This window comes from Nonomuraea sp. AD125B (genome assembly GCF_041402765.1).
GTDB classification, from domain to species: domain Bacteria; phylum Actinomycetota; class Actinomycetes; order Streptosporangiales; family Streptosporangiaceae; genus Nonomuraea; species Nonomuraea bangladeshensis.
Genome location: NZ_JBGLOU010000015.1, coordinates 178,750 through 204,478, shown reverse-complemented (window position 1 = coordinate 204,478; position 25,729 = coordinate 178,750). Strand labels below are relative to the sequence as shown.

At 73.0% G+C, this 25,729-nt stretch carries 26 protein-coding genes; 10 read left to right on the top strand and 16 right to left on the bottom strand.

The window, feature by feature from the left end; genetic code table 11:
• The first annotated feature begins 40 nt into the window (after positions 1-40).
• Entirely contained in the window at positions 41-910 is an 870-nt protein-coding gene (locus ACBR40_RS34995; RefSeq protein ID WP_371251499.1) for an undecaprenyl-diphosphate phosphatase, read from the top strand.
• Here ACBR40_RS34995 and ACBR40_RS34990 read toward each other — a convergent pair.
• Positions 862-1,554 carry a hypothetical protein gene (locus ACBR40_RS34990; protein WP_344208035.1) on the bottom strand — a complete coding sequence of 231 codons (693 nt, stop codon included), beginning with the start codon at positions 1,552-1,554 and terminating at the stop codon, positions 862-864. The two genes, ACBR40_RS34995 and ACBR40_RS34990, sit on opposite strands and share 49 nt — an antisense overlap.
• Before the next feature lie 97 nt (positions 1,555-1,651).
• Complete coding sequence (locus ACBR40_RS34985) at positions 1,652-2,788, bottom strand: MFS transporter (RefSeq protein WP_344208036.1); 1,137 nt, start codon at positions 2,786-2,788, stop codon at positions 1,652-1,654.
• A gap of 93 nt (positions 2,789-2,881) precedes the next feature.
• Between ACBR40_RS34985 and ACBR40_RS34980 the strand changes: the two genes are divergently transcribed.
• Genes ACBR40_RS34980 through ACBR40_RS34970 form a run of 3 tightly spaced genes read left to right on the top strand, consistent with a single transcriptional unit; the run spans position 2,882 to position 6,404 of the window.
• The gene (locus tag ACBR40_RS34980) at positions 2,882-3,205 is read left to right on the top strand and encodes a metalloregulator ArsR/SmtB family transcription factor (RefSeq protein WP_344208037.1); all 324 of its coding nucleotides are present in this window, start codon (positions 2,882-2,884) and stop codon (positions 3,203-3,205) included.
• Positions 3,202-5,745, top strand: a complete 2,544-nt coding sequence (locus ACBR40_RS34975; protein ID WP_371251497.1) for an ATP-dependent RNA helicase — start codon at positions 3,202-3,204, stop codon at positions 5,743-5,745. Before ACBR40_RS34980 ends, ACBR40_RS34975 begins: the two co-directional genes overlap by 4 nt.
• The gene (locus ACBR40_RS34970) at positions 5,742-6,404 is read left to right on the top strand and encodes a hypothetical protein (protein ID WP_371251496.1); all 663 of its coding nucleotides are present in this window, start codon (positions 5,742-5,744) and stop codon (positions 6,402-6,404) included. Before ACBR40_RS34975 ends, ACBR40_RS34970 begins: the two co-directional genes overlap by 4 nt.
• On the opposite strand, the gene ACBR40_RS34965 is transcribed toward ACBR40_RS34970, so the two are convergent.
• Entirely contained in the window at positions 6,401-7,579 is a 1,179-nt protein-coding gene (locus ACBR40_RS34965) for a pyridoxal-phosphate dependent enzyme (RefSeq protein ID WP_371251495.1), read from the bottom strand. The two genes, ACBR40_RS34970 and ACBR40_RS34965, sit on opposite strands and share 4 nt — an antisense overlap.
• Before the next feature lie 84 nt (positions 7,580-7,663).
• On the opposite strand from ACBR40_RS34965, the gene ACBR40_RS34960 reads away from it, so the two are divergent.
• The gene (locus ACBR40_RS34960; protein WP_371251494.1) at positions 7,664-9,103 is read left to right on the top strand and encodes an amidase; all 1,440 of its coding nucleotides are present in this window, start codon (positions 7,664-7,666) and stop codon (positions 9,101-9,103) included.
• Between the two features lie 7 nt (positions 9,104-9,110).
• On the opposite strand, the gene ACBR40_RS34955 is transcribed toward ACBR40_RS34960, so the two are convergent.
• From ACBR40_RS34955 to deoC, 4 genes are read right to left on the bottom strand one after another with little or no spacing between them, the layout of a single operon-like run.
• Positions 9,111-9,956, bottom strand: coding sequence for an aldehyde dehydrogenase family protein (locus ACBR40_RS34955; protein WP_344208042.1), 846 nt, complete (start codon positions 9,954-9,956; stop codon positions 9,111-9,113).
• A complete protein-coding gene (locus tag ACBR40_RS34950; RefSeq protein WP_344208044.1) occupies positions 9,949-10,146 on the bottom strand; it encodes a hypothetical protein in 198 nt (65 codons plus the stop codon). The genes ACBR40_RS34955 and ACBR40_RS34950 overlap by 8 nt, the downstream gene beginning before the upstream one ends.
• Positions 10,136-11,560: an aldehyde dehydrogenase family protein gene (locus ACBR40_RS34945; RefSeq protein WP_371251556.1), complete on the bottom strand. Its 1,425-nt coding sequence runs from the start codon at positions 11,558-11,560 to the stop codon at positions 10,136-10,138. The genes ACBR40_RS34950 and ACBR40_RS34945 overlap by 11 nt, the downstream gene beginning before the upstream one ends.
• A 2-nt stretch (positions 11,561-11,562) precedes the next feature.
• Positions 11,563-12,492, bottom strand: a complete 930-nt coding sequence (deoC, locus tag ACBR40_RS34940) for a deoxyribose-phosphate aldolase (protein ID WP_344208046.1) — start codon at positions 12,490-12,492, stop codon at positions 11,563-11,565.
• 195 nt (positions 12,493-12,687) lie between these two features.
• Here deoC and ACBR40_RS34935 point away from each other — a divergent pair, with 195 nt between their 5' ends.
• Complete coding sequence (locus ACBR40_RS34935) at positions 12,688-12,834, top strand: hypothetical protein (RefSeq protein WP_344208047.1); 147 nt, start codon at positions 12,688-12,690, stop codon at positions 12,832-12,834.
• Between the two features lie 121 nt (positions 12,835-12,955).
• Complete coding sequence (locus ACBR40_RS34930; RefSeq protein WP_371251493.1) at positions 12,956-15,814, top strand: AAA family ATPase; 2,859 nt, start codon at positions 12,956-12,958, stop codon at positions 15,812-15,814.
• Here ACBR40_RS34930 and ACBR40_RS34925 read toward each other — a convergent pair.
• A complete protein-coding gene (locus tag ACBR40_RS34925) occupies positions 15,803-16,180 on the bottom strand; it encodes an arsenate reductase family protein (RefSeq protein WP_371251492.1) in 378 nt (125 codons plus the stop codon). The two genes, ACBR40_RS34930 and ACBR40_RS34925, sit on opposite strands and share 12 nt — an antisense overlap.
• Before the next feature lie 164 nt (positions 16,181-16,344).
• Entirely contained in the window at positions 16,345-16,989 is a 645-nt protein-coding gene (locus ACBR40_RS34920; RefSeq protein ID WP_344208050.1) for a helix-turn-helix domain-containing protein, read from the bottom strand.
• 96 nt (positions 16,990-17,085) lie between these two features.
• Between ACBR40_RS34920 and ACBR40_RS34915 the strand changes: the two genes are divergently transcribed.
• Positions 17,086-18,060 carry a zinc-binding dehydrogenase gene (locus ACBR40_RS34915; protein WP_344208051.1) on the top strand — a complete coding sequence of 325 codons (975 nt, stop codon included), beginning with the start codon at positions 17,086-17,088 and terminating at the stop codon, positions 18,058-18,060.
• Between the two features lie 78 nt (positions 18,061-18,138).
• On the opposite strand, the gene ACBR40_RS34910 is transcribed toward ACBR40_RS34915, so the two are convergent.
• On the bottom strand, positions 18,139-18,552 hold the full coding sequence (locus ACBR40_RS34910; RefSeq protein WP_344208052.1) for a VOC family protein: 414 nt from the start codon (positions 18,550-18,552) through the stop codon (positions 18,139-18,141).
• A gap of 94 nt (positions 18,553-18,646) precedes the next feature.
• On the opposite strand from ACBR40_RS34910, the gene ACBR40_RS34905 reads away from it, so the two are divergent.
• Positions 18,647-19,510, top strand: coding sequence for a sigma-70 family RNA polymerase sigma factor (locus ACBR40_RS34905; protein ID WP_344208053.1), 864 nt, complete (start codon positions 18,647-18,649; stop codon positions 19,508-19,510).
• Positions 19,511-19,684: 174 nt separating this feature from the next.
• Here the strand turns inward: ACBR40_RS34905 and ACBR40_RS34900 are convergent, their stop codons facing one another.
• Positions 19,685-20,542 (bottom strand): helix-turn-helix transcriptional regulator, encoded by an 858-nt coding sequence (locus tag ACBR40_RS34900; RefSeq protein WP_371251491.1) that lies wholly within the window; start codon positions 20,540-20,542, stop codon positions 19,685-19,687.
• An 86-nt stretch (positions 20,543-20,628) separates the two neighbouring features.
• Between ACBR40_RS34900 and ACBR40_RS34895 the strand changes: the two genes are divergently transcribed.
• On the top strand, positions 20,629-21,411 hold the full coding sequence (locus ACBR40_RS34895; protein WP_371251490.1) for an SDR family NAD(P)-dependent oxidoreductase: 783 nt from the start codon (positions 20,629-20,631) through the stop codon (positions 21,409-21,411).
• 133 nt (positions 21,412-21,544) lie between these two features.
• On the opposite strand, the gene ACBR40_RS34890 is transcribed toward ACBR40_RS34895, so the two are convergent.
• The 5 genes from ACBR40_RS34890 to ACBR40_RS34870 form a co-directional block, all read right to left on the bottom strand.
• Positions 21,545-22,111, bottom strand: a complete 567-nt coding sequence (locus ACBR40_RS34890) for a TMEM165/GDT1 family protein (RefSeq protein WP_344208056.1) — start codon at positions 22,109-22,111, stop codon at positions 21,545-21,547.
• A 240-nt stretch (positions 22,112-22,351) separates the two neighbouring features.
• Complete coding sequence (locus tag ACBR40_RS34885; RefSeq protein ID WP_344208057.1) at positions 22,352-23,389, bottom strand: UDP-N-acetylmuramate dehydrogenase; 1,038 nt, start codon at positions 23,387-23,389, stop codon at positions 22,352-22,354.
• An 86-nt stretch (positions 23,390-23,475) separates the two neighbouring features.
• Positions 23,476-24,543, bottom strand: a complete 1,068-nt coding sequence (locus tag ACBR40_RS34880) for a hypothetical protein (RefSeq protein WP_371251489.1) — start codon at positions 24,541-24,543, stop codon at positions 23,476-23,478.
• Positions 24,544-24,643: 100 nt separating this feature from the next.
• Positions 24,644-25,072, bottom strand: a complete 429-nt coding sequence (locus tag ACBR40_RS34875; RefSeq protein WP_364459540.1) for a MaoC family dehydratase — start codon at positions 25,070-25,072, stop codon at positions 24,644-24,646.
• Positions 25,072-25,521 (bottom strand): MaoC family dehydratase N-terminal domain-containing protein, encoded by a 450-nt coding sequence (locus ACBR40_RS34870; RefSeq protein WP_364459537.1) that lies wholly within the window; start codon positions 25,519-25,521, stop codon positions 25,072-25,074. Before ACBR40_RS34870 ends, ACBR40_RS34875 begins: the two co-directional genes overlap by 1 nt.
• Between the last annotated feature and the right edge of the window lie 208 nt (positions 25,522-25,729).

Sequence of the window (25,729 nt, the reverse complement as noted above, 5' to 3'; positions counted from 1 at the left end):
CTCGCCTTCGTCACTTTGCACGTTCTGGAGGGGTGTCCGCGTGATCGGCTGGCTGGAAGCGGTGATCTTGGGGTTGATCCAGGGGCTCACGGAGTTCCTGCCCATCTCCTCCAGCGCCCACATCCGCGTGGTTCCCGCCCTCCTCGACTGGCCCGATCCCGGCGCGGCGTTCACCGCGGTCATCCAGCTCGGCACCGAGACCGCGGTGCTCATCTACTTCCGCAAGGAGATCTGGGAGATCATCTCCACCTGGACCAGATCCCTGTTCGACAAGGAGCTGCGCGGCCACTGGGCGGCCCGCATGGGCTGGTACATCATCGCCGGCACGCTGCCCATCGGCATCCTCGGCCTGCTGCTGAAGGACCAGATCGGGACCGTCTTCCGCGACCTGCGGCTGGTCGGCACGACGCTGATCGTCTTCGCCGTCATCCTGTGGTTCGCCGACCACACGGCCCGCAACAAGCTGACGCTGGAGCGCCATCTCAGCTTCACCCACGCCATCGTCTACGGCTTCGCCCAGGCGCTGGCGCTGATCCCCGGCGTGTCCCGCTCGGGCGGCACCGTCACCGCGGGCCTGCTGCTCGACTACCGCCGTGAGGACGCCGCCAAATACTCGTTCCTGCTGGCCATCCCCGCAGTGCTGGCGTCGGGGCTGTTCGAGCTGAAGGACATCGGCGAAGGGCCGGCCCCCGACTGGGGGCCGACCATCCTCGCCACCGTCATCTCGTTCGCCGTCGGCTACGCGGCGGTGGCCTGGTTCCTGCGCTACATCAGCACGCACAAGTTCACCGGTTTCGTGGTCTACCGGATCCTCCTGGGGCTCTTCATCCTCTTCGCGGTCAGCATGGGCTGGCTCGACCCTCAGGCGGGCGCGCCCTCGGTCACGGAGGCGGGCACCGGCGCCGGGTAGTACGCCGCCCAGGCCGCGTCCCCCATCCGCAGCACCTTCACGCCCACCCAGCCGAGCGCCGCGGCGGGCGCGACCCAGAACGGCACCGTGAGCGGGCCGTAGGCGACGCCGAACGAGCCGACGTAGCCGACGCCGACGACCAGCGGCACCCACCAGTGCACGGCGCCGGCCCGCCAGACCGCGAGCAGCACCACCGGCAGGCCGAGGAGGCCGAAGAACATCCACGGCATCTGGAAGCCGAAGATGACGCCGGGCAGGTTCAGCATCTCGTCGAGGATCTTCTGCGCCTGCTCGGGGGAGTTGTGCTGCCCGAGGTACCACTCGACGGGGTCGATCATCAGCAGCGCCGACAGCGCGAGGTAGCCGAGGATCGTCAGGCCGCCGCTGACGTGCCCGAGCACGCTGGCCCTGCGCCGGGTGAAGTGCACGAGCCCGAGCACGGCGACGGCCATGAGCATCCACGACCAGTGGTAGAGGGCGGACTGGACCTGCGCGAGCGCGGGGTTGTCGCCGAAGCTGACCGCCTCGCGGTCGTCGCCCCAGGTTCCCGGGTCGACGACGACGGCGATCGCCTGGAGCAGCGGGGCCACGATCAGCAGGACGCCTGCCGTGACGCGGCGGAAGGTCACCTGGTTCTTCAACATGCCGCGAACGGTAGGCGCCGCCGCCGCGGGCGGTCGTCCACCTGCCGGACGATCCGCCGTCCGCTGCCGGAGTGAGAAGATCGCCCGGCGGGCGGGGTCAGGCGGCCGGCACCGGCGTCCGCGCCGGCCGGTACGTGGCCACCGTGACGACCAGCGCCGCCACCCCGAACGCGGTGGCGACCACCGTCACCCCGGTCCTGCCGAACCAGTCGAGCGCCGCGCCGCCCGCCAGCCCCGCCACGAACAGCCCGAGGTATTGCGCGGACGACAGCAGCCCGAGCCCGATCGGCACGTTGTCCGGCACCGCCGCCACGGTCCTGAACTGTTGCGGCGGGGCAATCAGCCAGCCGAGCGCGCCCCACAGGAACGCCCACACCAGCGCGACGGGCAGGGCCAGGTTGGCGACCGGGATGAGGGCCAGGAAGACGGTGGACGCGGCCAGGCCGAGGATGATCATCCGGCGGGGGCCGTACAGGTCGGTGAGCCGGCCGCCGAGCTGGTTGCCTGCGACGCCGCCGAGCCCCCACGCCCAGAGGACGGCCGTCAGCGGCAGGTCGAACAGCGACCCGATGTAGGTGTAGGCGGTGAACCCCGCCGCGAACATCAGCAGCTGCGTCGCCAGCACCGCCAGCACCGGCCGTTCGGCCAGCGGCGCGAAGCGCTCGCGCAGCCGCCCGGACACGGGCATCCTGACCTCGGGCACCACGGCGGCCACCCAGGCGAACCCCAGCACGCCGAGCCCGGTCACCATCCAGAGCGTGGCCCGCCAGCCGGCCTCGCCGCCCAGCCAGGTGCCGAGCGGCACGCCGATCGCCGACGACACGCTCAGCCCGCCCATCACCAGCGCCAGCGCCCGCCCGCGCCGTTCCGGCGTGCTCAGCGCGTTGGCCACGCCGGACGCGGTCGGGGTGAACATGGCCGCGCCCGCCGCCGCGACCACCCGCGTGGCCAGCACCAGCGCGTACGTCGGCGCGAGCGCGGTCAGCACGTTCCCCGCCACGAAGACGGCCATGGCGAGCAGCAGCAGCCGTTTGCGCGGCAGGCGTGCGGTTAAGGCGGCCAGCAGGGGTGAGAGCACCGCGTACGCCAGCGCGAACACTGTCATGAGCTGCCCCGCGGCCGAGCGCGAGACGCCGAGGTCGGCCGAGATGGGCGGAAGCAGCCCGGCGGTGACGAACATGCCGGTGCCGAGGGCGAAGTTCCCGACGGCCAGGGGGTAGAGCCGCGCGCTCAATGAAGCCTCCAACGACACAACTATTGGACGTCCATCAAACTGACTTATAGTTGGATTGTTGTCAAACCATTGGACGAAGGTAGGGTTCCAGCCATGCGCCTGCTGCCTCACCCCGCCACCGAGGACATCGAGCTCACCGAGGTGCTGCGGGCGCTGTCCGACCCCGTACGGCTGGAGATCGTCGCCCGGCTCGCCGTGGCGGGCGAGATGACCTGCACCGTGGCCGGCGACGACCTCGGCGTCCACAAGTCCACGGCCTCGCACCACTACCGCATGCTGCGCGAGGCGGGCGTGGTGCTCACCAAGCAGGTGGGCAGGCTGAAGTACATGAGCCTGCGCCGCGACGACCTCGACAGCCGCTTCCCCGGTCTGCTCGACTCGGTGCTCAACTCCGTGCTGGGCGCGGCCCGCCCGTGACCGCCGGCACGCTGCCCATCCGGCACGTCCTGCCCGATCTGCTGAGCGTTCTCGACGGGCCGGGGACGGCCGTGCTGACCGCGCCGCCCGGCACCGGCAAGACCACTGTGGTCCCGCTCGCCCTGGCCGAGGCCGGGATGCGGGTGCTGGTGGCCGAGCCGCGCCGGCTCGCGGTGCGCGCCGCCGCCCGGCGCATGGGCGTCAGCTACACCATCCGCGGCGAGCGCCACGCCGGAGCCAACCCGATGGTCGAGGTGGTCACCACCGGCGTGCTGCTCCAACGCCTCCAGCGGGACCAGGAGCTGGCCGGGATCGACGCCGTCATCCTGGACGAATGCCACGAACGGCACCTGGACGCCGACACCGCGCTCGCGTTCCTGCTCGACGTGCGCGCCACGCTCCGCCCCGACCTGCGGCTCGTCGCGGCCTCGGCCACCGCCGACGCCGGGCGCTGGTCCGGCCTGCTCGGCGGCCCCGTGGTGGCGGCGAGCGGCGTGGCGCACCCGGTCGAGACCGTCTGGGCGCCGCCGCCGCGCCCGGTCGCGCCGCCACACGGCCTGCGCGTCGATCCGGCCCTGCTCGCGCACGTCGCCGCCGTGGTCAGGCGGGCCCTCGCCGAACGCGAGGGCGACGTGCTGTGCTTCCTGCCGGGCGTCGGCGAGATCGCCAGGGTGGCCGGGCTGCTCGCGGGCCTCGACATGGACGTGCTCCAGGTGCACGGCCAGGCGCCCGCCCACGTGCAGGACGCCGTGCTCGCCGCCGGCGCGGCCCGCCGCGTGGTGCTCGCCACGTCCGTGGCCGAGTCGAGTCTGACCGTGCCCGGGGTGCGGGTGGTCGTGGACTCGGGGCTGGCGCGGGAGCCGCGCACCGATCACGCGCGCGGGCTCGGCTCGCTGACCACCGTACGCGTGTCGAAGGCGGCGGCCGGGCAGCGCGCCGGCCGGGCGGGCCGCGAGGCGCCCGGAGCGGTCTACCGCTGCTGGACCGAGGCCGAGCACGAACGGCTGGCCGAGCAGCCGCGGCCGGAGATCGCGCTCGCCGACCTGACCGGCTTCGCGCTGCAGGCCGCCTGCTGGGGCGATCCGGACGCGAGCGGCCTCGCGCTGCTCGACCCGCCGCCCCCGGCCGCCATGTCGGCCGCCGCCCGCACGCTCGCCGCGCTCGGCGCGCTGGACGCCGCCGGCAAGGTCACCGGGCGGGGGCGGCGGATGGCGCTCGCGGGCGTCCACCCGCGACTGGCCCGCGCGCTGCTCGACGGCGGGCCGCGCGCCGCCGAGGTGGTGGCCCTGCTCTCCGAGCAGCTGCCGAGGGACGCCGGCGACGACCTCGTGGAGGTCTGGCGTACGGCGCGGCGCGGCGGCACCGGCTTCGCCGCCCGCTGGCGCCAGGAGACCCGCCGCCTCCGCCGCACCGCCTCCCCCAGCCCGGAAGCGCCCGACCCGGAGGCGCCCGCCGCTCCCGGCCCGAAGGCGCCCACCGCTTCCGGCCCGAAGGCGCCCGCCGCTCCCGCCCTGGAGGCGCCCGCCGCTCTCGGCCCGGAGGCGCCCGCCGCTCTCGGCCCGGAGGCGCCCGCCGCTTCCGGCGCGGCGTCCGATGACGTCGTGGCCGGGCTGGTCGTGGCGCTGGCGTTCCCCGAGCGGGTGGCGCGCCGGCGCGGCGGCGGCTACCTGATGGCCTCGGGCACCCAGGCCCTGCTCCCCGACGGCTCCCGCCTCCAGAGCGCGCCGTGGCTGGCCGTCGCGGTGGCCGACCGCCCCACGGGCGCGGCCTCGGCGCGGGTCCGCCAGGCGGTGGCCATCGACGAGGAGATCGCCAGGCTCGCCCATCCGGTCACGTACGAGGACGAGGTCGAGTGGCGGGTGCCGCCCGGCGGGCGGCGCGGCGACGTCGTGGCCCGCACCGTCGAGCGCCTGGGCGCGATCGAGCTGTCCGCCGCCCCGATCGAGGGCGCCGACGTCCGCCCCGCCCTCCTGCACGGCCTGCGTACGGAGGACGTGCTGACCTGGACCAGGCAGGCCAAGGAGCTGCGCGACCGGCTGGCCTTCTGCCACCGGGCGCTCGGCGACCCCTGGCCGCCCGTGGACGACCTCGTGGCCCTGGCCGACCGGTGGCTGGAGCCCGAGCTGTCGCGCGCCCGCCGCCGCGCCGACCTGGAGCGCATCGACGTGGCCCAGGCCCTGCGCCGGCTGGTCCCGTGGAGCGAGCGCCTGGACGTGGCCGCGCCCGAGCGCGTCGAGGTGCCGAGCGGGTCGCACGTGCGCGTCGACTACTCGGGCGAGCAGCCGGTGCTGGCGGTGAAGCTGCAGGAGCTGTTCGGCCTGCGGGAGACGCCGCGGATCTCGGGCGTGCCGGTGCTGGTGCACCTGCTGTCCCCGGCGGGCCGCCCGGCGGCGGTGACGGCCGATCTCGCCTCGTTCTGGGCGGAGGGCTATCGTGCCGTACGCGCGGAGCTGCGCGGCCGTTATCCGAAGCATCCCTGGCCGGAGGACCCGCTGACCGCGCCGCCCACCCGCCGTACGAACCCCAGGAACCGCCCATGAGCATCGCCGAGCTGGCCGCCCGGGACAACGCCGAGTGGTGCGACACCATGTGCCGCGCCCACGGCACCGGTGGCGCGTTCGCCGAACGGGCCTGGACCAGCGCCGTCAGGACGCCGCCGTACTATCCCGACGCGGTGACGCTCTCCCCCGCCGCGACCGCCGCCGACGTGCTCGGCGTCATCGACGCGGGCTCCGGCGCGAGCGTCAAGGACAGCTTCGCCACGCTCGACCTGCCGGGCTTCGACGTGCTGTTCGAGGCCCAGTGGATCCACCACCCCGCGCCGGTGACGCGCCCGTCCCCGGTCGTGTGGGAGGAGGCCACGCCGGACACGCTGCCCGCGTGGGAGCGGGCGTGCTTCGACGGCGAGATGAGCGGGCTGTTCCCGGCCGCGCTGCTCGCCGAGGTGAGCGTCCTGTACGGCCGGATCGACGGCGAGCCGGTCTGCGGCTGCGTGCTCACGCCGCGCGAACGGGTCGTCGGCGTCTCCAACGTGTTCGCCACGGGCTGCGACGAGGACACCGTCTGGGCCGCCGTCGTCGCGGCGGCGGCCGCCCGCTTCCCCGGCCGCCCGGTGGTCGGCTACGAGCGGGACCCGTCCACCCCCCTGCGCCACGGCTTCCGCACCGCGGGCCCGCTGCGGGTCCTGCTGAAGGGCTAGCGCAGGTCGTCCAGCGTGGGGTTCTCGGTCACGGGGAAGGTCCGCGCGCCGACGCCGAGGTCCTTGAACCCGCTGGAGGTCGCGACGCACACCACCGGCCCGTCGAACGCGCGCCCCAGCCTCCGGTACGCGGCCAGCCCCGCCGCCCCCGACAGCTCCTGCCACAGCCCGTGCCGGGCGAGGTCGCGCTGGGCCGCCCGCAGGTCGTCGTCGCTCACCCTGACCGCCTCGCCGCCGCTCTCCCGCACGGCCAGCACGCCCCGGTGGCCGCCGACGCCGCTCAGGATGCTGTACGCCGCGCTCGGCCCGGTCTCGACGATGGCGGCGGGGGCGCCGGTGTCGAGGGCGTGCGCGTGCGGGCCGCCGGCCGCGCTCTCGCAGGCGTACATGCGCGGCGTCGCCTCGCTCAGCCCGAGCAGCCGCAGCTCCGTGAAGCCCTTCCAGATGCCGAACAGCAGCTCGGCGTAGCCCGTGGGCGCGAACACCGCCGCGGGCACCGCGCCGAGCTGCAGGAACAGCTCGTAGGCGATGGTCTTGTAACCCTCGGGACCGAACGGGTGCCCGGTGTGGGTGACGGTCTGGTTGCTGACCGGGTGGTAGCCGAGCCGGTCCACGATCTCGCGGAGCAGCGGCCAGCGCCGTTCGACCGGGACGGAGAGGACGCGGGCGCCGTACGCGCGGACGAACGCCTGCACGGCCGGCGGCGACGCGGCCGAGGCGAGCACGATCGCGGGCAGCCCGGCGCGGGCGGCGTAGGCGGCGGCCGAGGCCCCGTGGTTGCCGGAGGAGGCGACGACGACGCCCGGCGCGCCCGCGGCGACGGCGGCGCCCACCGCGACCCGGGTGAGCCGGTCCTTGTGCGACCAGGTCGGGTTGCGGGACTCGTCCTTGACGAAAACGCCGTCCAGCTCCACCAGCGGGGTGCCGCCCTCGCCCAGGGTGGGCGCCGCGAGCGGCGGCAGCAGCGGCGCCCAGCGCGCGAGGTCGGGGCCGGGCTCCTGGTCGAACAGGCGGCGGTCGACGCGGTCGTAGTCGTAGACGACCTCGAGCGGGTAGGCGAGCTCGCCGGTGCTGGTGGCGGGGCAGCCGCGGGTCAGGGGCGGGAACAGCGGGTGGACGATGTCGCGGTCGCCGAGTGAGCGCTGGCCGGTGGCGAGCGAGGTGGTGCGGATCACATGTTCGGATCCTATCGGTTGCTATCTGGGGGCCATCTCGCGCAACATCTCGCGACAATGAGTGAAACCCTGCACACTCTAGACATGTTGTGGGCAGGCAGGTCCGCCATCGAGATCGCGACGGCCGTCCGGCAGGGAGAGGTCACCGCCGTCACCGTCGTCGAGGAACATCTGCGCGTCATCGCGGAGCGTGAGCCCGGGATCGGGGCGTTCCGGCTGGTTCGCGAGCAGGTCGTCGAGGAGGCGCAGGCCCTGCAGAAACGGCGCGACCTGGCCGAGCTGCCGCTCGCCGGGGTTCCGGTGGCCGTCAAGGACAACCTGGAGGTCGCCGGCGAGCCCACCCGGCACGGCTCGGCGGCGAGCCCGGACACGCCCGCGGCCGAGGACCACGAGACGGTCGCCCGCCTGCGCGCGGCGGGCGCGCTCGTCATCGGGCTGACGAACCTGCCGGAGCTGGGGCTGGTGGCGGTGGGCGACAGCGCGTACGGCATCGTACGGAACCCGTGGAACCACGAGCGCACCGCGGGCGGCTCGTCCTCCGGCGGCGCGGCCGCCGTGGCGGCCGGCATGGTGCCGCTCGCGCTCGGCAACGACGGCCTCGGCTCCCTGCGCATCCCCGGCGCGGCCTGCGGCGTGCTGGCCGTCAAGCCCGGCCCCGGCCTGGTGCCCCCGCCGGCGCAGGACTGGGGCGGACTGACCGAGAACGGCCCGATCGCCACCACCGCCGCCGACCTGGCGCTCGCGCTGTCGGTGCTGGCCGCCGACCCGTCGCTGGCCGAGGCGTGGCGGACCGGGCGGCGTACGGACCCGAGCCCGCCCATGCTGCGCTCGGTGTGGGCCGACGACGCCGAGGTGTGGCAGCCGCAGCCGCCGCCCTCCGGGCCTGAGCCGTTCGACCTGCGGGTGGCCTACGCCCCGCAGCCGCTGCCTGTCGGCCTGCCGGTGGACAAGGAGTTCCAGGCGGCGGTGCGCGCGGCGGCCGAGACGCTGCGCGTGGCCGGGCACACGGTGGTCGAGCACGCCCGCAGGCTGCCCGCCTGGCTCGGCCCCGCCACGGTGGCCACCTGGCTGCGCCAGGCCGCGCTGACGGCCGAGGGCCTGGACCGGGACGGGCTGGAGCGGCGCACCAGGGCGCTGGCCCGCGCCGGCCGGGCGCTCGCGGCCGTGCGTGCGGACGGCGGGCAGGGCCGCGAGCGCTGGCGCGCCTACGGGGCCGACCAGTGGTTCGACGACGCCGACGCGCTGGTCATGCCGGTGCTGGCGACCCTGCCGCCGCGGGCCGAGCGGTGGGGCGAGCGCGGGCTGCTGCGCAACCTGCTGCTGAACGTGCGCTTCGCCCCCGGCGCAGGGCCGTGGAACATGTGCGGCTGGCCCGCGCTCACCGTGCCGGTCGCCACGCACAGCGGCGGGCTGCCGATCGGGGTGCAGCTCGTCGCCCCGCCGGGCGGCGAGCCGCACCTGCTCGGCCTCGCCGCCCAGCTCCAGGCCGCCCACCCTCTGGTGCGCCCGCCCGGTTACGCCTGAAAGCCGGTCAGACGCCCTTGGGGTGCCAGACCGTCTTGGTCTCCAGGAACCGGGTCATGCGCCCGATCCCGGGATCGGCCGTCCAGTCCTCCTGGACCGGCCGCAGGACCCGCTTGAGGTTCTCCGCCGCCTCCTGCTCGCAGCGCAGCGCCAGGTCGGCGTCCGTCACCCCGGTGAGGTCGAGCCCGTTGACGTCCATGTGGGCCGCCAGCCAGGGCGCCAGCTCCTCCTGCCGCCCGGTGAGCAGGTTGACCACGCCGCCCGGCAGGTCGGAGGTGGCCAGCACCTCCGCCAGGGTGATCGCGGCCAGCGGCGACGGCTCGGAGGCCACCACCACGCAGGTGTTGCCGGTCACGATCACCGGCGCGACCACGGACACCAGCCCGAGCAGCGGATCGGCGGGCGCGACCACCGCGACCACGCCGGTCGGCTCGGGCGACGACAGGTTGAAGTAGGGGCCGGCGACCGCGTTGGCCGCCCCGTGCACCGAGGCGATCTTGTCGGACCAGCCCGCGTACCAGACCAGCCGGTCCACGGCCGCGTCGACGGACTCCAGGGCCGTGCGCTTGCCGCCGCCGTGCTCCTCGGCGAACTGGGCGCGCCGCCCCTCCAGCATCTCGGCGACCCGGTAGAGGATCTGCCCCCGGTTGTAGGCGGTCGCGCCGGACCAGCCGGGGAACGCCTTGCGCGCGGCCACCACCGCGTCGCGGGCGTCCTTGCGCGAGGCCAGCGAGGCGTTGGCGAGGAAGTCGCCCTTGGCCGAGGTCACGGGGTAGGACCTCCCACTCTCCGAGCGCGGGAACGCCCCTCCGATGTAGAGCTTGTAGGTCTTTCTGACGGACAACCTACTCATCGCCCCGCCCCCTCCACGTGGACTCCTGCGACATCTGGACCGGCACGAAGACCTGGCCGCACCGGCTCACGCCGCAGCGGTGGGCGTACCAGCCGGTGCGTACGGGCCGTCCGGCGCGGGCGAAGGCGTGGCCGCGCGTGGCCTGCGCGCGCCGCTTGGCGCGGCCCGCGCGGCGATGCTCACACGTCAAGGTAGGCCTCCAACCCGAGCAGACCGCCCTCACGGCCGTAGCCGGACTCCTTGTAGCCGCCGAACGGCGAGGCCGGGTCGAACTTGTTGAAGGTGTTGGCCCACACCACGCCGGCACGCAGCCGGTCGGCCATCCACAGGATGCGCGAGCCCTTCTCGGTCCAGATGCCGGCCGACAGCCCGTACGGGGTGTTGTTGGCCTTCTCCACGGCCTCGGCCGGGGTGCGGAAGGTCAGCACGGACAGCACCGGGCCGAAGATCTCGTCCCTGGCGATCGCGTGCGACTGCGCGACGCCCGTGAAGACGGTCGGCGCGAACCAGAAGCCGCGCTCGGGCAGCTCGCACGGCGCCGACCAGCGCTCGGCCCCCTCGGCCTCGCCCAGCTCCGACAGCTCGCGGATCCTGTCGAGCTGCGCGGCCGAGTTGATCGCGCCGACGTCGGTGTTCTTGTCCAGCGGGTCGCCGACCCGCAGCGTCGCCATGCGGCGCTTGAGCGCGGCCAGCAGCTCGTCATGGACCGACTCCTGCACCAGCAGGCGCGAGCCCGCGCAGCAGACGTGGCCCTGGTTGAAGAAGATGCCGTTGACGATGCCCTCGACGGCCTGGTCGAGCGCGGCGTCCTCGAAGACGATGTTCGCGGCCTTGCCGCCCAGCTCCAGCGTCAGCTTCTTGTCGGTGCCCGCCACCGTGCGGGCGATCAGCCGGCCGACCTCGGTGGAGCCGGTGAAGGCTACCTTGTTGACGTCGGGGTGCGCGACGACGGCCGCGCCGGTCTCGCCCGCGCCGGTGACGATGTTGACCACACCGGGCGGCAGGTCGGCCTGCCGGCAGATGTCGGCGAACCAGAGCGCGCTGAGCGGCGTGGTCTCGGCGGGCTTCAGCACCACGGTGTTGCCGCAGGCCAGCGCCGGGGCGATCTTCCAGGCCAGCATGAGCAGCGGGAAGTTCCACGGGATGACCTGCCCGGCGACGCCGAGCGGCTTGGTGCCGAACCCGGCGTACTCCAGCTTGTCGGCCCACCCCGCGTAGTAGAAGAAGTGGGCGGCGACCAGCGGCAGGTCCACGTCGCGCGACTCGCGGATGGGCTTGCCGTTGTCGAGCGACTCCAGCACGGCCAGCTCGCGGGCGCGCTCCTGGATGATGCGGGCGATGCGGAACAGGTATTTGGCCCGTTCGGCGCCGGGCAGGGCGCTCCACACGCCGAACGCCTTGCGCGCGGCCTGCACCGCCCGGTCGACGTCGTCGGAGGTCGCCGTGGCGATCTCGGCCAGCGGCTCCTCGGTGGCCGGGTTGACGGTCTTGAACGTGGGGCCGGAGCCGTCGGTGAACTCGCCGTTGATGAACAGCCCGTAGGCCGGCTGAAGGTCGACGACGGCGCGGGACTCGGGGGCGGGGGCGTACTCGAAGATCGCCATCATCAGTCCAACGTGAAGTAGTCGGGGCCGGCGTACCGTCCGGTGGTCAGCTTCTGCCGCTGCATGAGCAGGTCGTTGAGCAGCGAGGACGCGCCGAGCCTGAACCACTCGGGGGTCAGCCAGTCGTCGCCGGCCGTCTCGTTGACCAGGACCAGGTGCTTGATCGCGTCCTTCGTCGTACGGATGCCGCCGGCCGGCTTGACGCCCACCTGCCGCCCCGTGGCGTCGCGGAAGTCGCGCACCGCCTCCAGCATGACCAGCGTCACCGGCAGCGTCGCGGCCGGGGAGACCTTGCCCGTCGAGGTCTTGATGAAGTCGGCGCCCGCCAGCATCGCCAGCCAGGACGCGCGCCGCACGTTGTCGTAGGTGGACAGCTCGCCGGTCTCCAGGATGACCTTGAGATGGGCCTGCCCGCAGGCGGCCTTGACCGCCACGATCTCGTCGTACACCTTCAGGTAGTCGCCGGACAGGAACGCGCCGCGGTCGATCACCATGTCGATCTCGTCGGCGCCGGCGGCGACGGCCAGGGCCGTGTCGGTCACCTTGACCTCCAGCGAGGTGCGCCCGCTCGGGAAGGCGGTGGCGACCGAGGCCACCTTGACCCCCGAGCCGCGCAGCGCCTCGACGGCCACGGCGACCAGGTCGGGGTAGACGCAGACGGCCGCCACCTTGGGCGCGCCGCCGCCGGGGCGCACGGCCTTGGTGCACATCGCGCGCACCTTGCCGGCCGTGTCGGCGCCTTCCAGGGTGGTGAGGTCGACCATGGAGATGGCGAGGTCGATGGCGGTGGCCTTGGCTGAGGTCTTGATCGAACGGGTGCCGAGCGTGGCCGCCCGCTGGTCGGCGCCGACCCGGTCGACGCCGGGCAGGCCGTGCAGGAAGGCCCGCAGCGTCGCGCCGGACGCGGCGACGTCCGCGAGCGAAGTCGTCATAGTTGACACCATCACAGCATCGCCGACCGGTCCCGCGACCTCCAAACCGATCGCCTAGGGCAGAACGGCGGGATCCCTAGGTATGCCCGGCGGGGGCGGGTCCTGGAGATAAGGCATCCACCCGATGTGCGGGGGTGCACCTTAGCCCGATTCTTGAAGATGTCAGCAAGACACGAAATGTCAGGAGACACGGGCATGAATCCCGAAATCGAGTTCGAGCTCATGAAGAGCCACGCGAACGAGCTGCGCCGGGCCGCCGCCCAGCACCGCCGCGTACGCGAGGCGGAGCGCGTCAACAAGGCCGAGCGCCGCTCGGTCTTCGGCAAGCGCCGCACGTCATGACCATCCCACGAGAGCCCGGCCACCACCTCCCTCGTGGCCGGGCCTCGCTGCCTCCCTGACGCCTCCCTCATCGCTCACAAATCCGTCGAAAGCACTGATAAGGCATGACATGCTGGATGACATGCGGGGACGAAGCGTCAGTCCCGTCTTCGTCGGGCGGGAAGAGGAACTGACGGCCCTCTCGGAGAGCTTCGAGGACGCACTCAAAGGCAAGGTGACAGCCGTCCTGCTGGGGGGCGAGGCAGGCGTCGGCAAGACCCGGCTGGTCCAGCGCTTCGCCGAGCACTGCGCGGCCGGCGGGGCACAGGTGCTGCTCGGCGGCTGCGTCGAGCTGTCCACCGAGGGTCTGGCCTACGCGCCCTTCACCGCCGCACTGCGCCAGCTCGTCCGCGAGCAGGGCCCCGCCGCCGTCGTCGCGCTGCTGCCCGAGGGCGCCGAACGCGACCTCGCCCGGCTGCTGCCCGAGTTCGGCGAGCCGGTCGGCGACGGCGAGACCGACACCGGCCGCGCCCGGCTGTTCGAGCAGATCCTCACCCTCCTGGAACGGCTGGCCGACGCCCGGCCCACCGTGCTCGTCATCGAGGACATCCACTGGGCCGACCGGTCCAGCCGCGACCTCATCGCCTTCCTCGCCCGTAACCTGCACATCCCGCAGGTGCTGATCCTCATGACGTACCGCAGCGACGACCTGCACCGCCAGCACCCGCTCCGGCCCGTGCTGGCCGAGCTCGGCCGGGTGCAGGGCGTGCACCGGCTCGACCTGCCCCGCCTGTCGCGCGACGAGGTAGCCCAGCAGATGACCGCCATCCTCGGCCGCGTCCCCGAGTACGCCAAAGTCGAGAAGGTCTACGAACGCAGCGAGGGCATCCCGCTGTTCGTCGAGGCCATGCTGGAGAGCGGCGAGGACTGCGGCTTCCCCGAGTCCATGCAGGACCTCATACTCAACTCGGTCGAGCGGCTGCCCGAGGAGACCCAGCGCGTGCTGCGCATCGCCGCCGCCGGCGGCATCCGGGTCGGCCACGCGCTGCTGGCCGCCGTGAGCGGCCTGTCCGACGTCGAGCTGGAGACCGCGCTCCGCCCCGCCATCGCCGGCAACGTGCTCCAGGTCGCCGACAACCGGGCCTACGTCTTCCGCCACTCCCTCATCCAGGAGGCCGTGCACGACGAGCTGCTGCCCGGCGAGCACCAGCGCCTGCACTCCCGCTACGCCGAGGAGATCTCCAAGGACCGCGCGCTCGTCCCGCCCGGCCGCGCCGCCGTCGAGCTGGCCCACCACTGGTACGGCGCCCGCAACGACCTCTGGGCGCTGATCTCGGCGTGGGAGGCGGCGCGCAAGTCGTTCAAGGCGTTCGCCTACACCGAGGCCGTGCCGCTGCTCGAACGCGTGCTCATGCTGTGGGACCGGGTGCCCGACGCCGCCGAGCGCATCGGCGCCGACCACACCGCCGTGCTCGAACGCGCCTCCGAGGCCGCGCACGCCGGCGGCGACGTCGACAAGGGCATGAAGTTCGTCAAGGCCGCGCTGAAGCAGCTCGACGAGGCCACGGAGCCGGCCCGCGTGGCGCAGCTCATCGTCCGGCGGGCCGTGTTCAAGAGCTCCAAGGGCCACATGGGCGTCATCGAGGACCTGCGGGACGCCCTCCGGCTCGTCCCGCAGGACAGCCTCGAACGTGCCGAGGTCGTCACCAACCTCGGCCGCCACCTCATGCTGCGCGGCCGGATCGCCGAGGCGAGCGAGCTGATCAACGAGGGCCTGCGCCTGGCCAGGCGGCACGGCGACCGCTGCCTGGAGAGCGACCTGCTGATGAACCTGGCGCTCGGCCACTCGCTCAACGGCGAGACCGAGTCCGTGTTGGCGCTCAACGAGCAGGCGCTGGAGATCGGCCGCGAGGAGCAGTCCCACCGCATCATCCTGCGGGCGATCGCCAACAACATCGACTCCCTCATCGAGATGGGCCGCCACGAGGAGGCCCTGGCCGTGTCCGAGCAGGGCTGGGAGACCGCCAGGAAATGGGGCAGGCTGCGCGGCAGCGGCCTGTTCATCATGAACAACTGGGCCGAGGTCCTGGAGGTCATCGGCCGCTGGGACGAGGCCATCGAGATCGTCGAGGCCGCCCTCGCCTACGGGCCCGCCCTCCGCACCCGCTACGCGCTGCTGCGCGTGCGCGCCGACATCGCGCTCGGGCGCGGCGAGGTGGAGCTGGTCGAGAACATCCTGTCCGAGGTCGGCGTGTTCAAGGACCGCCCCGAGGACTTCGTCCAGGACATCACCAACAACGCGCGGCTGCGCATCGGCTGGCACCTGCTCAGGGGCGAGCCGACGCAGGCGCTGGCCGCGGCCGAGCAGGTGCTCGCCCTTCCCACGCGCTCCAGCAAGGGCAAGCTCGGCTGGCGGCTGCTCTCCCTGCTGCGCAACGTCTGCGACGCCGCCGAGGCCGCCGAGCCCGAGCGCACCGCCGCTGTACGCGCGCGGGCCGCCGAGGTCGCCGCGCAGCTGTCGGTCATCGGGCCGGTGGTGGAGGCGTACCGGCTGTCGTACAGCGGGGACTTCGACGCCGCGGCGGCCGGCTGGGAGCGGCTCAACCGCCCCCACAACCAGGCCAAGGCGCTGCTGCGGGCCGCCGCGGACGCCGCCCGCACCGGCGACCGCGAGGGCGCCGCGGCCCGGCTCAAGGTCGCCCTGCCCCTCGCCCGTGCCCTGTGCGCCACCCCGCTCATCGAGGACGTCGAGACGCTGGCACGCCGGGTCGGCGGGAGCGCCGCGCCGCAGTCGCAGGAGCCGTCCGAGCTGCTGACGCCGCGCGAGCTGGAGGTGCTGCGCCTGGTCACCCAGGGCCGCACCAACCGCGACATCGCCGCCGAGCTGTTCATCTCGGCCAAGACGGTCAGCGTGCACGTGTCGAACATCCTGGGCAAACTCGGCGTCACCACCCGAGGCGAGGCGGCCGCCGCCGCCCACCGCCTCTCGCTACTCGCCTGACCCGCGTTCCTGGGGCAGCACGGACCGCACGGCCTCCTCGCTCCGCCCCACCACCGCCGTGCCGTCATCGGCGGTGATGATCGGCCGCTGGATGAGAACCGGATGCGCGGCCAGCGCCTCGACCCACCGCTCCCGCGCCCCGGCGTCCTTCGGCCACTCCCCCATCCCGAGCTCCGCCGCCACCGGCTCCCCGGTCCTCGCGATGTCCCACGGCTCCAGCCCCAGCCGCCCGAGAACGTCCCTGATCTCGTCCGCGCCCGGCGGATCGTCGAGATAACGCCGTACGGTGTAGTCGGCCGCCTCGGCATCCAGCACCGACAACGCCGCCCGACACTTCGAACACCCCGGATTGATCCAGATCTCCATACCGCCTGTCACCCTTTCGATGTGGTCGTGCCTGGAGAGAGCCAGACCTCGAGGTCGAGGTCGGGCCCTCTGTGAAGTTGCCGGATGGCTCACCGCCGGCATCAGCAGAGCGAAGTTCCCAGAGTCCGGCGATGTGCTCAGCATCCGACGTGTAGATCGCCGCCTCAGGAGGGGGCAGGGGCCGCGAGCATCCCTGCCGCCATGACGTGCAGCGACGCGGCCAGTCGCGGGGCCTCTCCGCACTCCAGCAGCCGCAGGACCGGTTCGCTTTGAAGGCTGCCCAGCAGGATGTGCGCCAGCAGCTCTCCGTCCAGGTCGGGGCGCCGCTCGGCGATCAGTGCGCTGGTGTGGCCGTGCCAGAACCGGTAGACGGGATGGTCGTCCCGCGAGTCCGGAACGTGGTCACCGCCCCGGTGCTCGCCTTGCTCCTTCCACTCCGGCCTGGGCGCCGCCGTGGCGGCGTGGCCGAGCGCCGCGAGGAGCCCCTTGTTGCGACCGACGACGTCGACGATCGCGTCCAGGAAGGCCATCAGCCGTTCCTCGGGCGGGGCGCCGGGCCCCAGCGGCGGAGGTCCGCTCGCCACGGCCTCCTCCAGCGCGTAGGCCCGCTCCTGCATCAGTGCGACCATCAGTCCCATCCGGCTGCCGAAACGGTGGAACACCGTGCCCTTACCGACCCCGGCCGCGGCGGCGACCTGTTCCATGGAGATCTGCTCGGGCCGGTGTCGGGCCAGAAGGGCCTCGGTCGCCCGCAGGATGGCGCGACGGTTGCGTGCCGCGTCAGCGCGTTCGCGACGCTCCTCGGTCATCGGCTCCCCTTTTCGTGGACAACTGGACCGCCGGTCAAGTACGCTCCCATCGAACTTGACCACTGGTCCACTTTATCCCCGATGAGGGAGGACGGCATGCGCCGAATCCGTTATCACGCCTATGGCGGCCCCGAGGTGCTCACCATGGAAGAGACGGAGATCCCCCGCCCGGGCCCCGGCCAGGTGCGCATACGCACCGAGGCGATCGGCGCCAACTTCGTCGACGTGAAGTTCCGCCAGGGGCCGGAGACCGGCGGGATCTACCGGCGCGACCTGCCCGCCGTGCTCACCGGCGACGTGGTCGGCACGGTCGACGCGGTGGGGCCCGGCGTCGACCCCGGCCTCACCGGCCGGCGGGTCGCCGCGCTGGCCGAGGACGCCTTCGCCGACCAGGTCCTCGCCGACGCCGAATGGCTCGCGCCCGTACCGGAGGGAATCGACGACGCCACCGCGAGCATGCTGCCGATGGGCGCCCCCGTGGCGCTGGGCACGTTGCGCGCCGCCCGGCTGTCGCCCGGCGAGACCGTGCTCGTTCACGCCGCCGCGGGAGGCATCGGCCACCTGGCCGTACAACTCGCCAAGATCGCCGGTGCCGGCACCGTGATCGCCACAGCAGGCTCCCCCGCCAAGCTGGACTTCACCCGCACGCTCGGCGCCGACGCGGCCGTCGACTACTCAGCGGAGGACTGGCCCGACCAGGTGCGCAAGGCCGCACCAGAAGGGATCGACGTCGTCCTGGACTCCGTCGGTGGCCGCATCCTGGTGCGCAGCCTCGACCTCCTGGCACCGTTCGGCCGGGCCGTCGTCTACGGAGCAGCCGGCGGCGGGGCCACCGACATCCCGCTGACCAGCCTTTTCGCGATGAGATCGGTAGCGGGGTTCTCACTGCTCGCCTGGCGCGCCGCCGCACCGAAGCAAGCACGCGAGGACATGGACCAAGTCACGCAGCACGCGGTCGAGGGGAGACTCCGCGCCAGGCTGCACGCCCGGCTGCCGCTCGACCAGGCGGCCGAAGCGCATCGGATCATGGAAAGTCGCTCCCAACTCGGCCGCGTCCTCCTCGTGCCCTGAGCGCGATCATCGACGCGTACCAAGCCCGGGGCCGTGCGAAGGGTGACGGCATGGTCCGAAGCAGGGGTCCTTGGCGGCCTACTCCGCGTACGGCTGGTCCTTGCCCTGGGCGCTGTAGCCGAGGCTCCAGATGTAGCCGTCCGGGTCGGCGAAGGTGCCGCCGTAGCCGCCCCACGGCAGAGCGCCGGCGGGCTTGAGCACCGTGGCGCCGGCCTTCTCGGCCTCTGCCATGATCTCGTCGACCCGGGCCTCGCTGCGGACGACGTAGGTGAGGACCAGTCCGCTGAAGCCGTGGCCCTCCGGGCTCGTGCCCACCTGCTCGGCCAGGCCTTCACGGGCGTAGAAGCCGACGGGCGAGGCACCGTCCGACTCGAAGAAGACCGAGATGCCGTAGTCGTTCTTGATCTTCCAGCCGAGTCCGTCCCTGTAGAACCGCTTGGCCCGCTCCATGTCCTGGACGCCGAGCAGGATCGAGCTCACGTGCGCTTTCATGGTGTATCCCCAGTTCGTAGCGTAGGTGGATGTCACATCAGCGTGGATTCGCCGGTCATTTCGTATGACAGGCCGAGACGGAGGAATGTGACACATGGTCGAGCAGGACTGGCTGAGCGAGCGGTTCGCCGAGCACCGGGACCGCCTGCGCGCGGTGGCCCACCGGATGCTCGGATCACCCGGCGAGGCCGAGGACGCCGTGCAGGAGACGTGGCTGCGGGTCACCCGCGCCGACACCGGCCAGGTGGAGAACCTGGCCGGCTGGCTGACCACGATCACGGCCCGGGTCTGCCTCAACATGCTGGAGTCACGCCGGGCCCGGCGTGAGGACGCGGCCGGGGCGCTGCCGCCCGAGCCGCCCACGGACACCCGTGCGGGCGGCCGGGCCGGCCCCGAGGACGAGGCGCTGCTCGCCGATTCGGTCGGGGTCGCGCTGATGGTGGTGCTGGACACGCTCACGCCCGCCGAACGGCTCGCGTTCGTCCTGCACGACGTCTTCGCCGTGTCGTTCGGCGAGATCGGCGAGATCATCGACCGCTCCCCGGCCGCGGCCCGGCAACTCGCCAGCCGCGCCCGGCGCCGGGTGCAGGGCGCGGCCGACGCGTCCGAGGCCGCGCGGTCGGCGAAGCGGGACATCGTCGCCGCCTTTCTCGCCGCCTCCCGTACCGGCGACTTCGCCGCCCTGCTCGACCTGCTCGATCCGGACGCCGTGGCCCTGGAGGTCCGGGGCGCCCACGCGGTGGCGTCGTTCTTCGCGGGCCGAGCTCAGGCCGCCAGGCTCGCCTTGATCGACGGCGTTCCCGGGGCCGTCTGGTCGCACCGCGGCCAGTCGAAGGCCGTCTTCACCTTCACCGTCAGCAACGGCAAGATCACCCACATTGCCATCGACACCGACCCGGACCGGCTCCGCGACCTCGACATCGTCTTCCTCCACGCCGACCACAAGGAACGGCGATGAGCCGGCCTCCCCGGCAGAGCAGGCGGATGCACGCATCGTGGTCTCGCTGCTCGGCTCCACCCATGCGGCTGTGGTGCGAGGACGGCGTGCACCTCCTCCAGGCGGCGGATGTGCTCGTGGCCGCCTGGGTCCTGCGCGGGTGCGAGTACGGCAAGAAACCGGCCCGGCCGCTGGTCAGCGGGGTCCGCTCGTCCTGGCGTACTCGGGTCCGAGGACGTTCAGCAGGGCGAGGGCCTCGGCGGCCGGGGATCCCGGCGGCGCGCTGTAGACCACGAGGTGCTGGTCGCGGTCGGTGAGCGCGAGGGCGTCGCAGTCGACCGTGACCTCCCCGATGACCGGGTGGCGGAAGGTCTTGGTGAGGGTGGGCGCGGCCTGGACGTCGTGCCGTTCCCACAGCCGCGCGAAGTCGGGACTGGCCTCGCGCAACTCGTCCACGAGCCCGGTCACCACGGGGTCGGCCGGGTAGCGGGCGACGGTGGAGCGAAGCTGCATGACGACGTGCTGGCGGAACTGCGAAGCGTCGGACACGCCGTAGAGCGGCGCGTCTCCGCGCGCCGGTCCGAGGAAGGCCCGGCGCGCGAGATTGCGGTCCCGTGGCGCGAGTTCGCCGAAGTCCTCCATGAGCGCGGCCGCGAGGTCGTTCCAGGCGAGCACCTCGAACGCGGCGGACGTCACGAAGGCGGCCGTCAGCGGAAGCCGTTCGAGGAGGGTGAGGATGCTCGGGCGGACGTCACGCCGGTGCAGCCCGGTCCGGTTGGGCGCGGTGCCGGCCAGGAGGTGCAGGTGGTCGGACTCGGCGTCGGTGAGCCGCAGCGCGGCGGCGATCCCGGCCAGGACCTCGCCCGACGGCCGCGGCGCCCTGCCCTGTTCGAGCCGGACGTAGTACTCCGTGGAGATGTGCGCCAGGACCGCGACCTCCTCGCGGCGCAGGCCGGGTGTCCGGCGGCGCGGGCCCGAGGGCAGTTCGACGTCCTGAGGACGGAGCCGCTCGCGACGGCTGCGGAGGAACGTCCCGAGTGCCTGTTTGTCCATGTCCCCAGTCTGCATCAGTCGCGGCGGCGGATCCTGGTACCGTCTGTGCCTGCATCCGGCCTGGTGGCCGGCTCGACACTGGCGTCATGACATACGACATCGACCGCGCACCCATCGGCCTGCTCACCGGCAAGGTCGTGTTCATCACCGGCGCAAGCCGCGGCATCGGAGCGGCTGCGGCCCGGCTGTTCGCCCGCGAGGGCGCCGCCGTCGTGCTCGCCTCCCGCGGCGCCGACGCCATGGAGCGGATCGTCACCGAGATCCGCGACGGCGGCGGCGTCGCCGACGCCGTCCCCCTGGACCTCGCCGACCGCGCGAGCATCCGCGCGGCCCTCGACCACGCCACCGACCTGCACGGACGACTCGACGGCGCGTTCAACAACGGCGCGACCATCCAGCGGCCCGGCCCGCTCGACACCACCAGCGACGAGGACGTCGAGACGCAGTTCGCGGTGAACTTCCGGGCGCACTGGACCGCCATGAACGCGCAGGCCGCCATCATGAGGCGCAACGGCGGCGGAGCGATCGTCAACACCTCCAGCATCGGCAGCCGCCGCGCGAACCCCGCCCTCCCCGCCTACGGAGCCATGAAGCGTGCGCTCAACAGCATCACCGAGACCGCCGCGGTGACCTGGGCCCGCGACGGCATCCGGGTGAACGGCATCACCCCCGGCGGCACCGCCACGGACATGATCGACGCGTGGGAGGCGGCGAGCCCCGGCGTCATCGAGCGGCTGACGCCGTCCATCCCGCTCGGTCGGATGGCCGACCCTCACGAGGTCGCCGAGGTGGCGGCGTGGTTGCTCAGCGACCGGGCGTCGATGGTGACCGGCGCGATCGTCCCGGTGGACGGCGGCGCCGGCGCCTGAGCGCGGCGGCCATACCAGCCATGATCGGGCGCGTCGCCCAGGACGTCACGATCAGCGCGTCGTCCAAGGTCGACGCCTTGCCGGTCTGGCTCACGGAGCCTGGAGCGTCGCGCACCACCGCACGACCTCACGCTCACACCAGGGCCTCGACCAGAAGGACGATGCCGAAGATGGCGAAGGCGGCCGCGGCGCCGTAGCGGATGGCCTTCTCGGGGAGGTGGCGGCCGAGCATACGGCCCACCAGGATGGCGAGGGCGTCGGCGGCGACCATGCCGACCGTCGAGCCGATCCAGGTGCCGACCCAGCCGTGCTGCGTGGCCAGGGTGATCGTGGCCAGCATGGTCTTGTCGCCCAGCTCGCTCAGGAAGAACGCCACGGTCACCGCGATCAGCGCGTTCCTGGTGGTGCGCTGGGCCTTCTTGGACTCCTCCTCGCTCAGCTCGTCGCCGCGCAGCGTCCACACGGCGAAGCCGAGGAACGCCACACCGGCCACGATGGAGATGGCCGTCGTCGGGAGCGCGCTGCCGAGCAGGCCGCCCACGGCGACGCTCAGCAGGTGGACGACGGTCGTCGCGATGGTGATGCCCAGGAGGACGGTGGAGGTCTTGAAACGGGTGGCGAACGTCATCGCCATGAGCTGGCTCTTGTCACCGAGCTCGGCCACGAAGATGGCGACGAGGCTGATCCAGAAGGCTTCCAACGCTTCTCTTCCCGCGCGAACCGGACCGGAAGCACTGAGCCAGGGGATTTCGGGCACGACGGCTTCGGCCCGGCAGCGTCTTGTTCGATAGCTGAACTGACTGCCAGGCCGAAGGTCTCGTCCGCCTCACGAAAGGCCCGCGTGACCGGGCACCGCGAACGGCGCCAGTGTGTCGACCACGCGATTGGGACTACTCCCCTTCGGTATTACCAACACACCTTAACAGCCGTGCCAAGGTGGCTATTCCCCCAGGGCGCAGCCGACCAGGACCGGCTCGTTGACCAGGGTGACGCCGAACTTCTCGCGTACGCCGTCGCGCACCTCGCGGGCCAGCGCCAGCAGGTCGGCGGCGGTGGCGGCGCCGGACGGGTTGGTCAGGGCGAGGGTGTGCTTGGTGGAGATGCGTACGGGCCCGCGCGCGTAGCCCTTCGGGAAGCCGGCCTGCTCGATGAGCCAGGCGGCGGGCACCTTCCGCGCGCCGCCTGGCATCTCCCAGCCGGGGTGGCCGGGCGCGCGGACGGCCAGCTCGGCGGCCTGCTCCGGGGTGAGGACGGGGTTGGTGAAGAACGAGCCGGCGCTGCGGGTGTCGGGATCGTCAGGGTCGAGGACCATGCCCTTGCCGCGCCGCAGCGCGAGCACCGCCTCCCTGGCCCGCTCCAGCGGCACCCGGCCGCCGGGCTCGACGTCCAGCCGCCTGGCCAGCTCCTCGTAGCGCACGGGGCCGGAGCGGTCGGAGAGCTCCAGCGTGTACGTCACCGCCAGCACGACGTAACGGGAGGGGTCGCGCTTGAACATGCTGTCGCGGTAGGCGAAGCCGCACTGCCTGGCCTCGATGTCGACGACGTGGCGGGTGCGCCGGTCGTAGGCGCGTACGCACCGCACGGTGTGGGCGACCTCCTGCCCGTAGGCGCCGACGTTCTGGATGGGCGTGGACCCGACCAGGCCGGGGATGCCGGACATGCACTCGATGCCCGACCAGCCCTCCGCGACGGCCCGCCGCACCAGCGTGTCCCAGTCCTCGCCCGCCTCGGCGGTGACGACGAGCTGCTCGCCGTCGCGGGAGAAGGACAGGCCCTCGGTGGCCACCTTCACCACGAGCCCGTCGAAGCCCTCGTCGGCGACCACGACGTTGCTGCCGCCGCCGAGCACGAGCGTGGGCACGGCGGCCGCGTCGGCCTCGGCGATCAGGGACACGAGCTGCTCCGCCGTGGTCGCTTCGGCGAAGTCGCGGGCGGGGCCGCCCAGGCCCAGCGTGGTGTACGGCGCGAGCATCTCCATGGGCCACTAGCTTAGGAGGCCCCCGCCGTGCCCGGCACGCCCCGACCTGAACGCCCGCCTGATCACCCGCCCGATCACCCGCCCGATCACCTCCGGGTCAGCCGCAGCGCGTCGTCGTAGTTGCGCCGGGCTTCGCGGTCGGCGTAGTCGGCGGGCACGTCGTGGGCGTTCAGCCGCACCAGCGGCGGCGTGCCCTCGGGCACCACCAGCTCGCCGCGCAGGCCGAGCGAGAGCGCCAGGTCGGCGTTGCGGACGTAGTGCGCGTCCTCGGGGAGCGCGCTCAGCGCCGCCTGCCGCCGCACCGCGACGATCTCGCCGGTCAGCGCCTGGACCCGGCCGGGGCCGGCCTCGCGCAGGCCGTCGTCGTAGAGGTCGGCGCCGTGCCAGCCGGCCGCCGTCGCGCCCTCGGCGATGGCCGCGAGCAGCGGGGTCAGCGCGTCGCCGCGCAGCGCGACGGAGGTCTCCATGAGCACGTGCACCTCCGAGTCGTCGAGGCGCAGCAGCTTGGCCCGGCTCTCGCCCCAGGTCGCGGTGCCGCCGCGCCAGTGCGGCTGCTCGGCCACCCGCCAGAGCGTCACGCGGTCGGGATGCCGCTCGGCCAGCCCGGCCAGCACGTCGCCGGCGCCGTCCACGTCGCCGAGGTCCAAGGCGAGCACCTTGACGTGCGTGTGCTCCAGCAGCGACTCGACGCACGCGCGTACGTCCTCCGGCCAGCCGTCCACCAGCAGGCTCACGGCGGCCGTGACGTCCTTGGTCTCCACGCGCTGGCGCTCGGCGTTCAGCCCGGCGTCGTCGAGGCGGTTGGTGGCCAGGGTGCCGTCCCAGATGCGCTGGGCGTGCAGGAGCTCGTCGCCGTGGTCGCCGTGCTGCTCGGGGTCGCCGGAGAAACCCAGCTCGGCGGCCGGGTTGAGGCGGGCGTGCGCACCCCGGGGGTGCGCGCCCGCCGTGCCCACGCCCGTCGCCGGCGAGCCGCCGGCGCCCGTGCCGCCGGTGCCCGCGTTGCCGGCGCCCGTGCCGCCGTGCCCGGCGGCGCCGCCCGTTGTGTCACGTCCCGTTCCAGTGCCGCCCGCTGTGTCACGTCCCGTCCCCGCGCCGCCCGCCACCTGCTCCGGACGTGCCGGTCGCAGCCGCCCGTGCGGCTTGGCGTCGGTCACGGCGGAGACGGGGATCGACCGGACCGTGGGCCATACCTGTCGCGCAGCTTCAGTCATAGGCAAACGGGTACCCGAGCGCCGCCCGACTTATCATGAAATGTCAGGCGAGCTGGACGACCGCCCGCGCCTTCGACAGCACCTTGGCGTCCCCGGACCGCGCGGTCAGCCCGACGACCACCCGCCCGTCCTCCAGCTTCTCCTCCACGACGCCGCTCACAGAGATCGTCGCCCCCTGGTCGTCGTCCGGCACGACCACCATCGACGAGAACCGCACCCCGAAGTCCACCACCGCGCCCGGATCGCCCGCCCAGTCCGTGACGAACCGCCCGGCCTGCGCCATCGTGAACATGCCGTGCGCGATGACGTCGGGCAGCCCGACCATCTTGGCGAAGCGCTCGTTCCAATGGATCTGGTTGAAGTCGCCGGAGGCGCCGGCGTACATCACGAGGTTGAGCCGGCGCACGTTGTAGTCGACGGCCGGGATCTCCTGCCCGACCTCCACCTCGTCGTACTTCACCGTCGCGGCCATCAGCCCGCCCCTCCGCGCTCGACGATCGTGTTGTAGGTGACGCAGACCGGCTCGCCCTCGACGGTCGTGACCTCGCTGCGCACGGTCAGCAGCTCGTTGCGCCCGGCGGTGCGGATGTCGGTGATGGTGGCGGTGGTGACGAGCTGATCGCCCGCGCAGATCGGGCGTACGTACTCGAAACGCTGCTCGCCGTGGACCACCATGGCGAAGTTGAGCCCGAGGTCGGGGTCGGCCAGCGCCTCGCCGCCGCTCTGGAGACTGAAGACGATGGGGAACGTGGGCGGCGCGATCACGTCGCGGTAGCCGGCCGCCTGGGCCGCCGCCTGGTCCCGGTAGAGCGGGTTGCCGTCACCGATCGCCGCCGCGAACTCCCTGATCTTCACCCGGCTGACCTCATAAGGTGCGCTGGGCGGGTAGGTCCTGCCCACGAAGTCACGGTTCAAGGCCATCAGTGCTCCCTCGTGTCCGTCATCCGAGCGCTGCTGAGGCCGACGGTAACAGAACAAGGTTCGGCTGTCGTCGCCGATGAACGGGTTTTTACGCGAGCGCGAGCAGCGCGTACACACGGTGTGCAGACACGGGTGCACACACGACAAACCGGCGCCCACCATCGGGACGCCGGTTGTGCGTGATCAGAGGTTGGGGTGCCCCTGGCGA

Bases quoted from the DNA above. Each gene is read 5' to 3' on its own strand.
- ACBR40_RS34990 (WP_344208035.1), bottom strand. From the start codon at position 1,554: ATGTTGAAGAACCAGGTGACCTTCCGCCGCGTCACGGCAGGCGTCCTG.
- ACBR40_RS34980 (WP_344208037.1), top strand. From the start codon at position 2,882: ATGCGCCTGCTGCCTCACCCCGCCACCGAGGACATCGAGCTCACCGAG.
- ACBR40_RS34970 (WP_371251496.1), top strand. From the start codon at position 5,742: ATGAGCATCGCCGAGCTGGCCGCCCGGGACAACGCCGAGTGGTGCGAC.
- ACBR40_RS34960 (WP_371251494.1), top strand. From the start codon at position 7,664: ATGTTGTGGGCAGGCAGGTCCGCCATCGAGATCGCGACGGCCGTCCGG.
- ACBR40_RS34955 (WP_344208042.1), bottom strand. From the start codon at position 9,956: ATGAGTAGGTTGTCCGTCAGAAAGACCTACAAGCTCTACATCGGAGGG.
- ACBR40_RS34945 (WP_371251556.1), bottom strand. From the start codon at position 11,560: ATGGCGATCTTCGAGTACGCCCCCGCCCCCGAGTCCCGCGCCGTCGTC.
- deoC (WP_344208046.1), bottom strand. From the start codon at position 12,492: ATGACGACTTCGCTCGCGGACGTCGCCGCGTCCGGCGCGACGCTGCGG.
- ACBR40_RS34935 (WP_344208047.1), top strand. From the start codon at position 12,688: ATGAATCCCGAAATCGAGTTCGAGCTCATGAAGAGCCACGCGAACGAG.
- ACBR40_RS34930 (WP_371251493.1), top strand. From the start codon at position 12,956: ATGCGGGGACGAAGCGTCAGTCCCGTCTTCGTCGGGCGGGAAGAGGAA.
- ACBR40_RS34925 (WP_371251492.1), bottom strand. From the start codon at position 16,180: ATGGAGATCTGGATCAATCCGGGGTGTTCGAAGTGTCGGGCGGCGTTG.
- ACBR40_RS34920 (WP_344208050.1), bottom strand. From the start codon at position 16,989: ATGACCGAGGAGCGTCGCGAACGCGCTGACGCGGCACGCAACCGTCGC.
- ACBR40_RS34915 (WP_344208051.1), top strand. From the start codon at position 17,086: ATGCGCCGAATCCGTTATCACGCCTATGGCGGCCCCGAGGTGCTCACC.
- ACBR40_RS34910 (WP_344208052.1), bottom strand. From the start codon at position 18,552: ATGAAAGCGCACGTGAGCTCGATCCTGCTCGGCGTCCAGGACATGGAG.
- ACBR40_RS34905 (WP_344208053.1), top strand. From the start codon at position 18,647: ATGGTCGAGCAGGACTGGCTGAGCGAGCGGTTCGCCGAGCACCGGGAC.
- ACBR40_RS34900 (WP_371251491.1), bottom strand. From the start codon at position 20,542: ATGGACAAACAGGCACTCGGGACGTTCCTCCGCAGCCGTCGCGAGCGG.
- ACBR40_RS34895 (WP_371251490.1), top strand. From the start codon at position 20,629: ATGACATACGACATCGACCGCGCACCCATCGGCCTGCTCACCGGCAAG.
- ACBR40_RS34885 (WP_344208057.1), bottom strand. From the start codon at position 23,389: ATGGAGATGCTCGCGCCGTACACCACGCTGGGCCTGGGCGGCCCCGCC.
- ACBR40_RS34875 (WP_364459540.1), bottom strand. From the start codon at position 25,072: ATGGCCGCGACGGTGAAGTACGACGAGGTGGAGGTCGGGCAGGAGATC.
- ACBR40_RS34870 (WP_364459537.1), bottom strand. From the start codon at position 25,521: ATGGCCTTGAACCGTGACTTCGTGGGCAGGACCTACCCGCCCAGCGCA.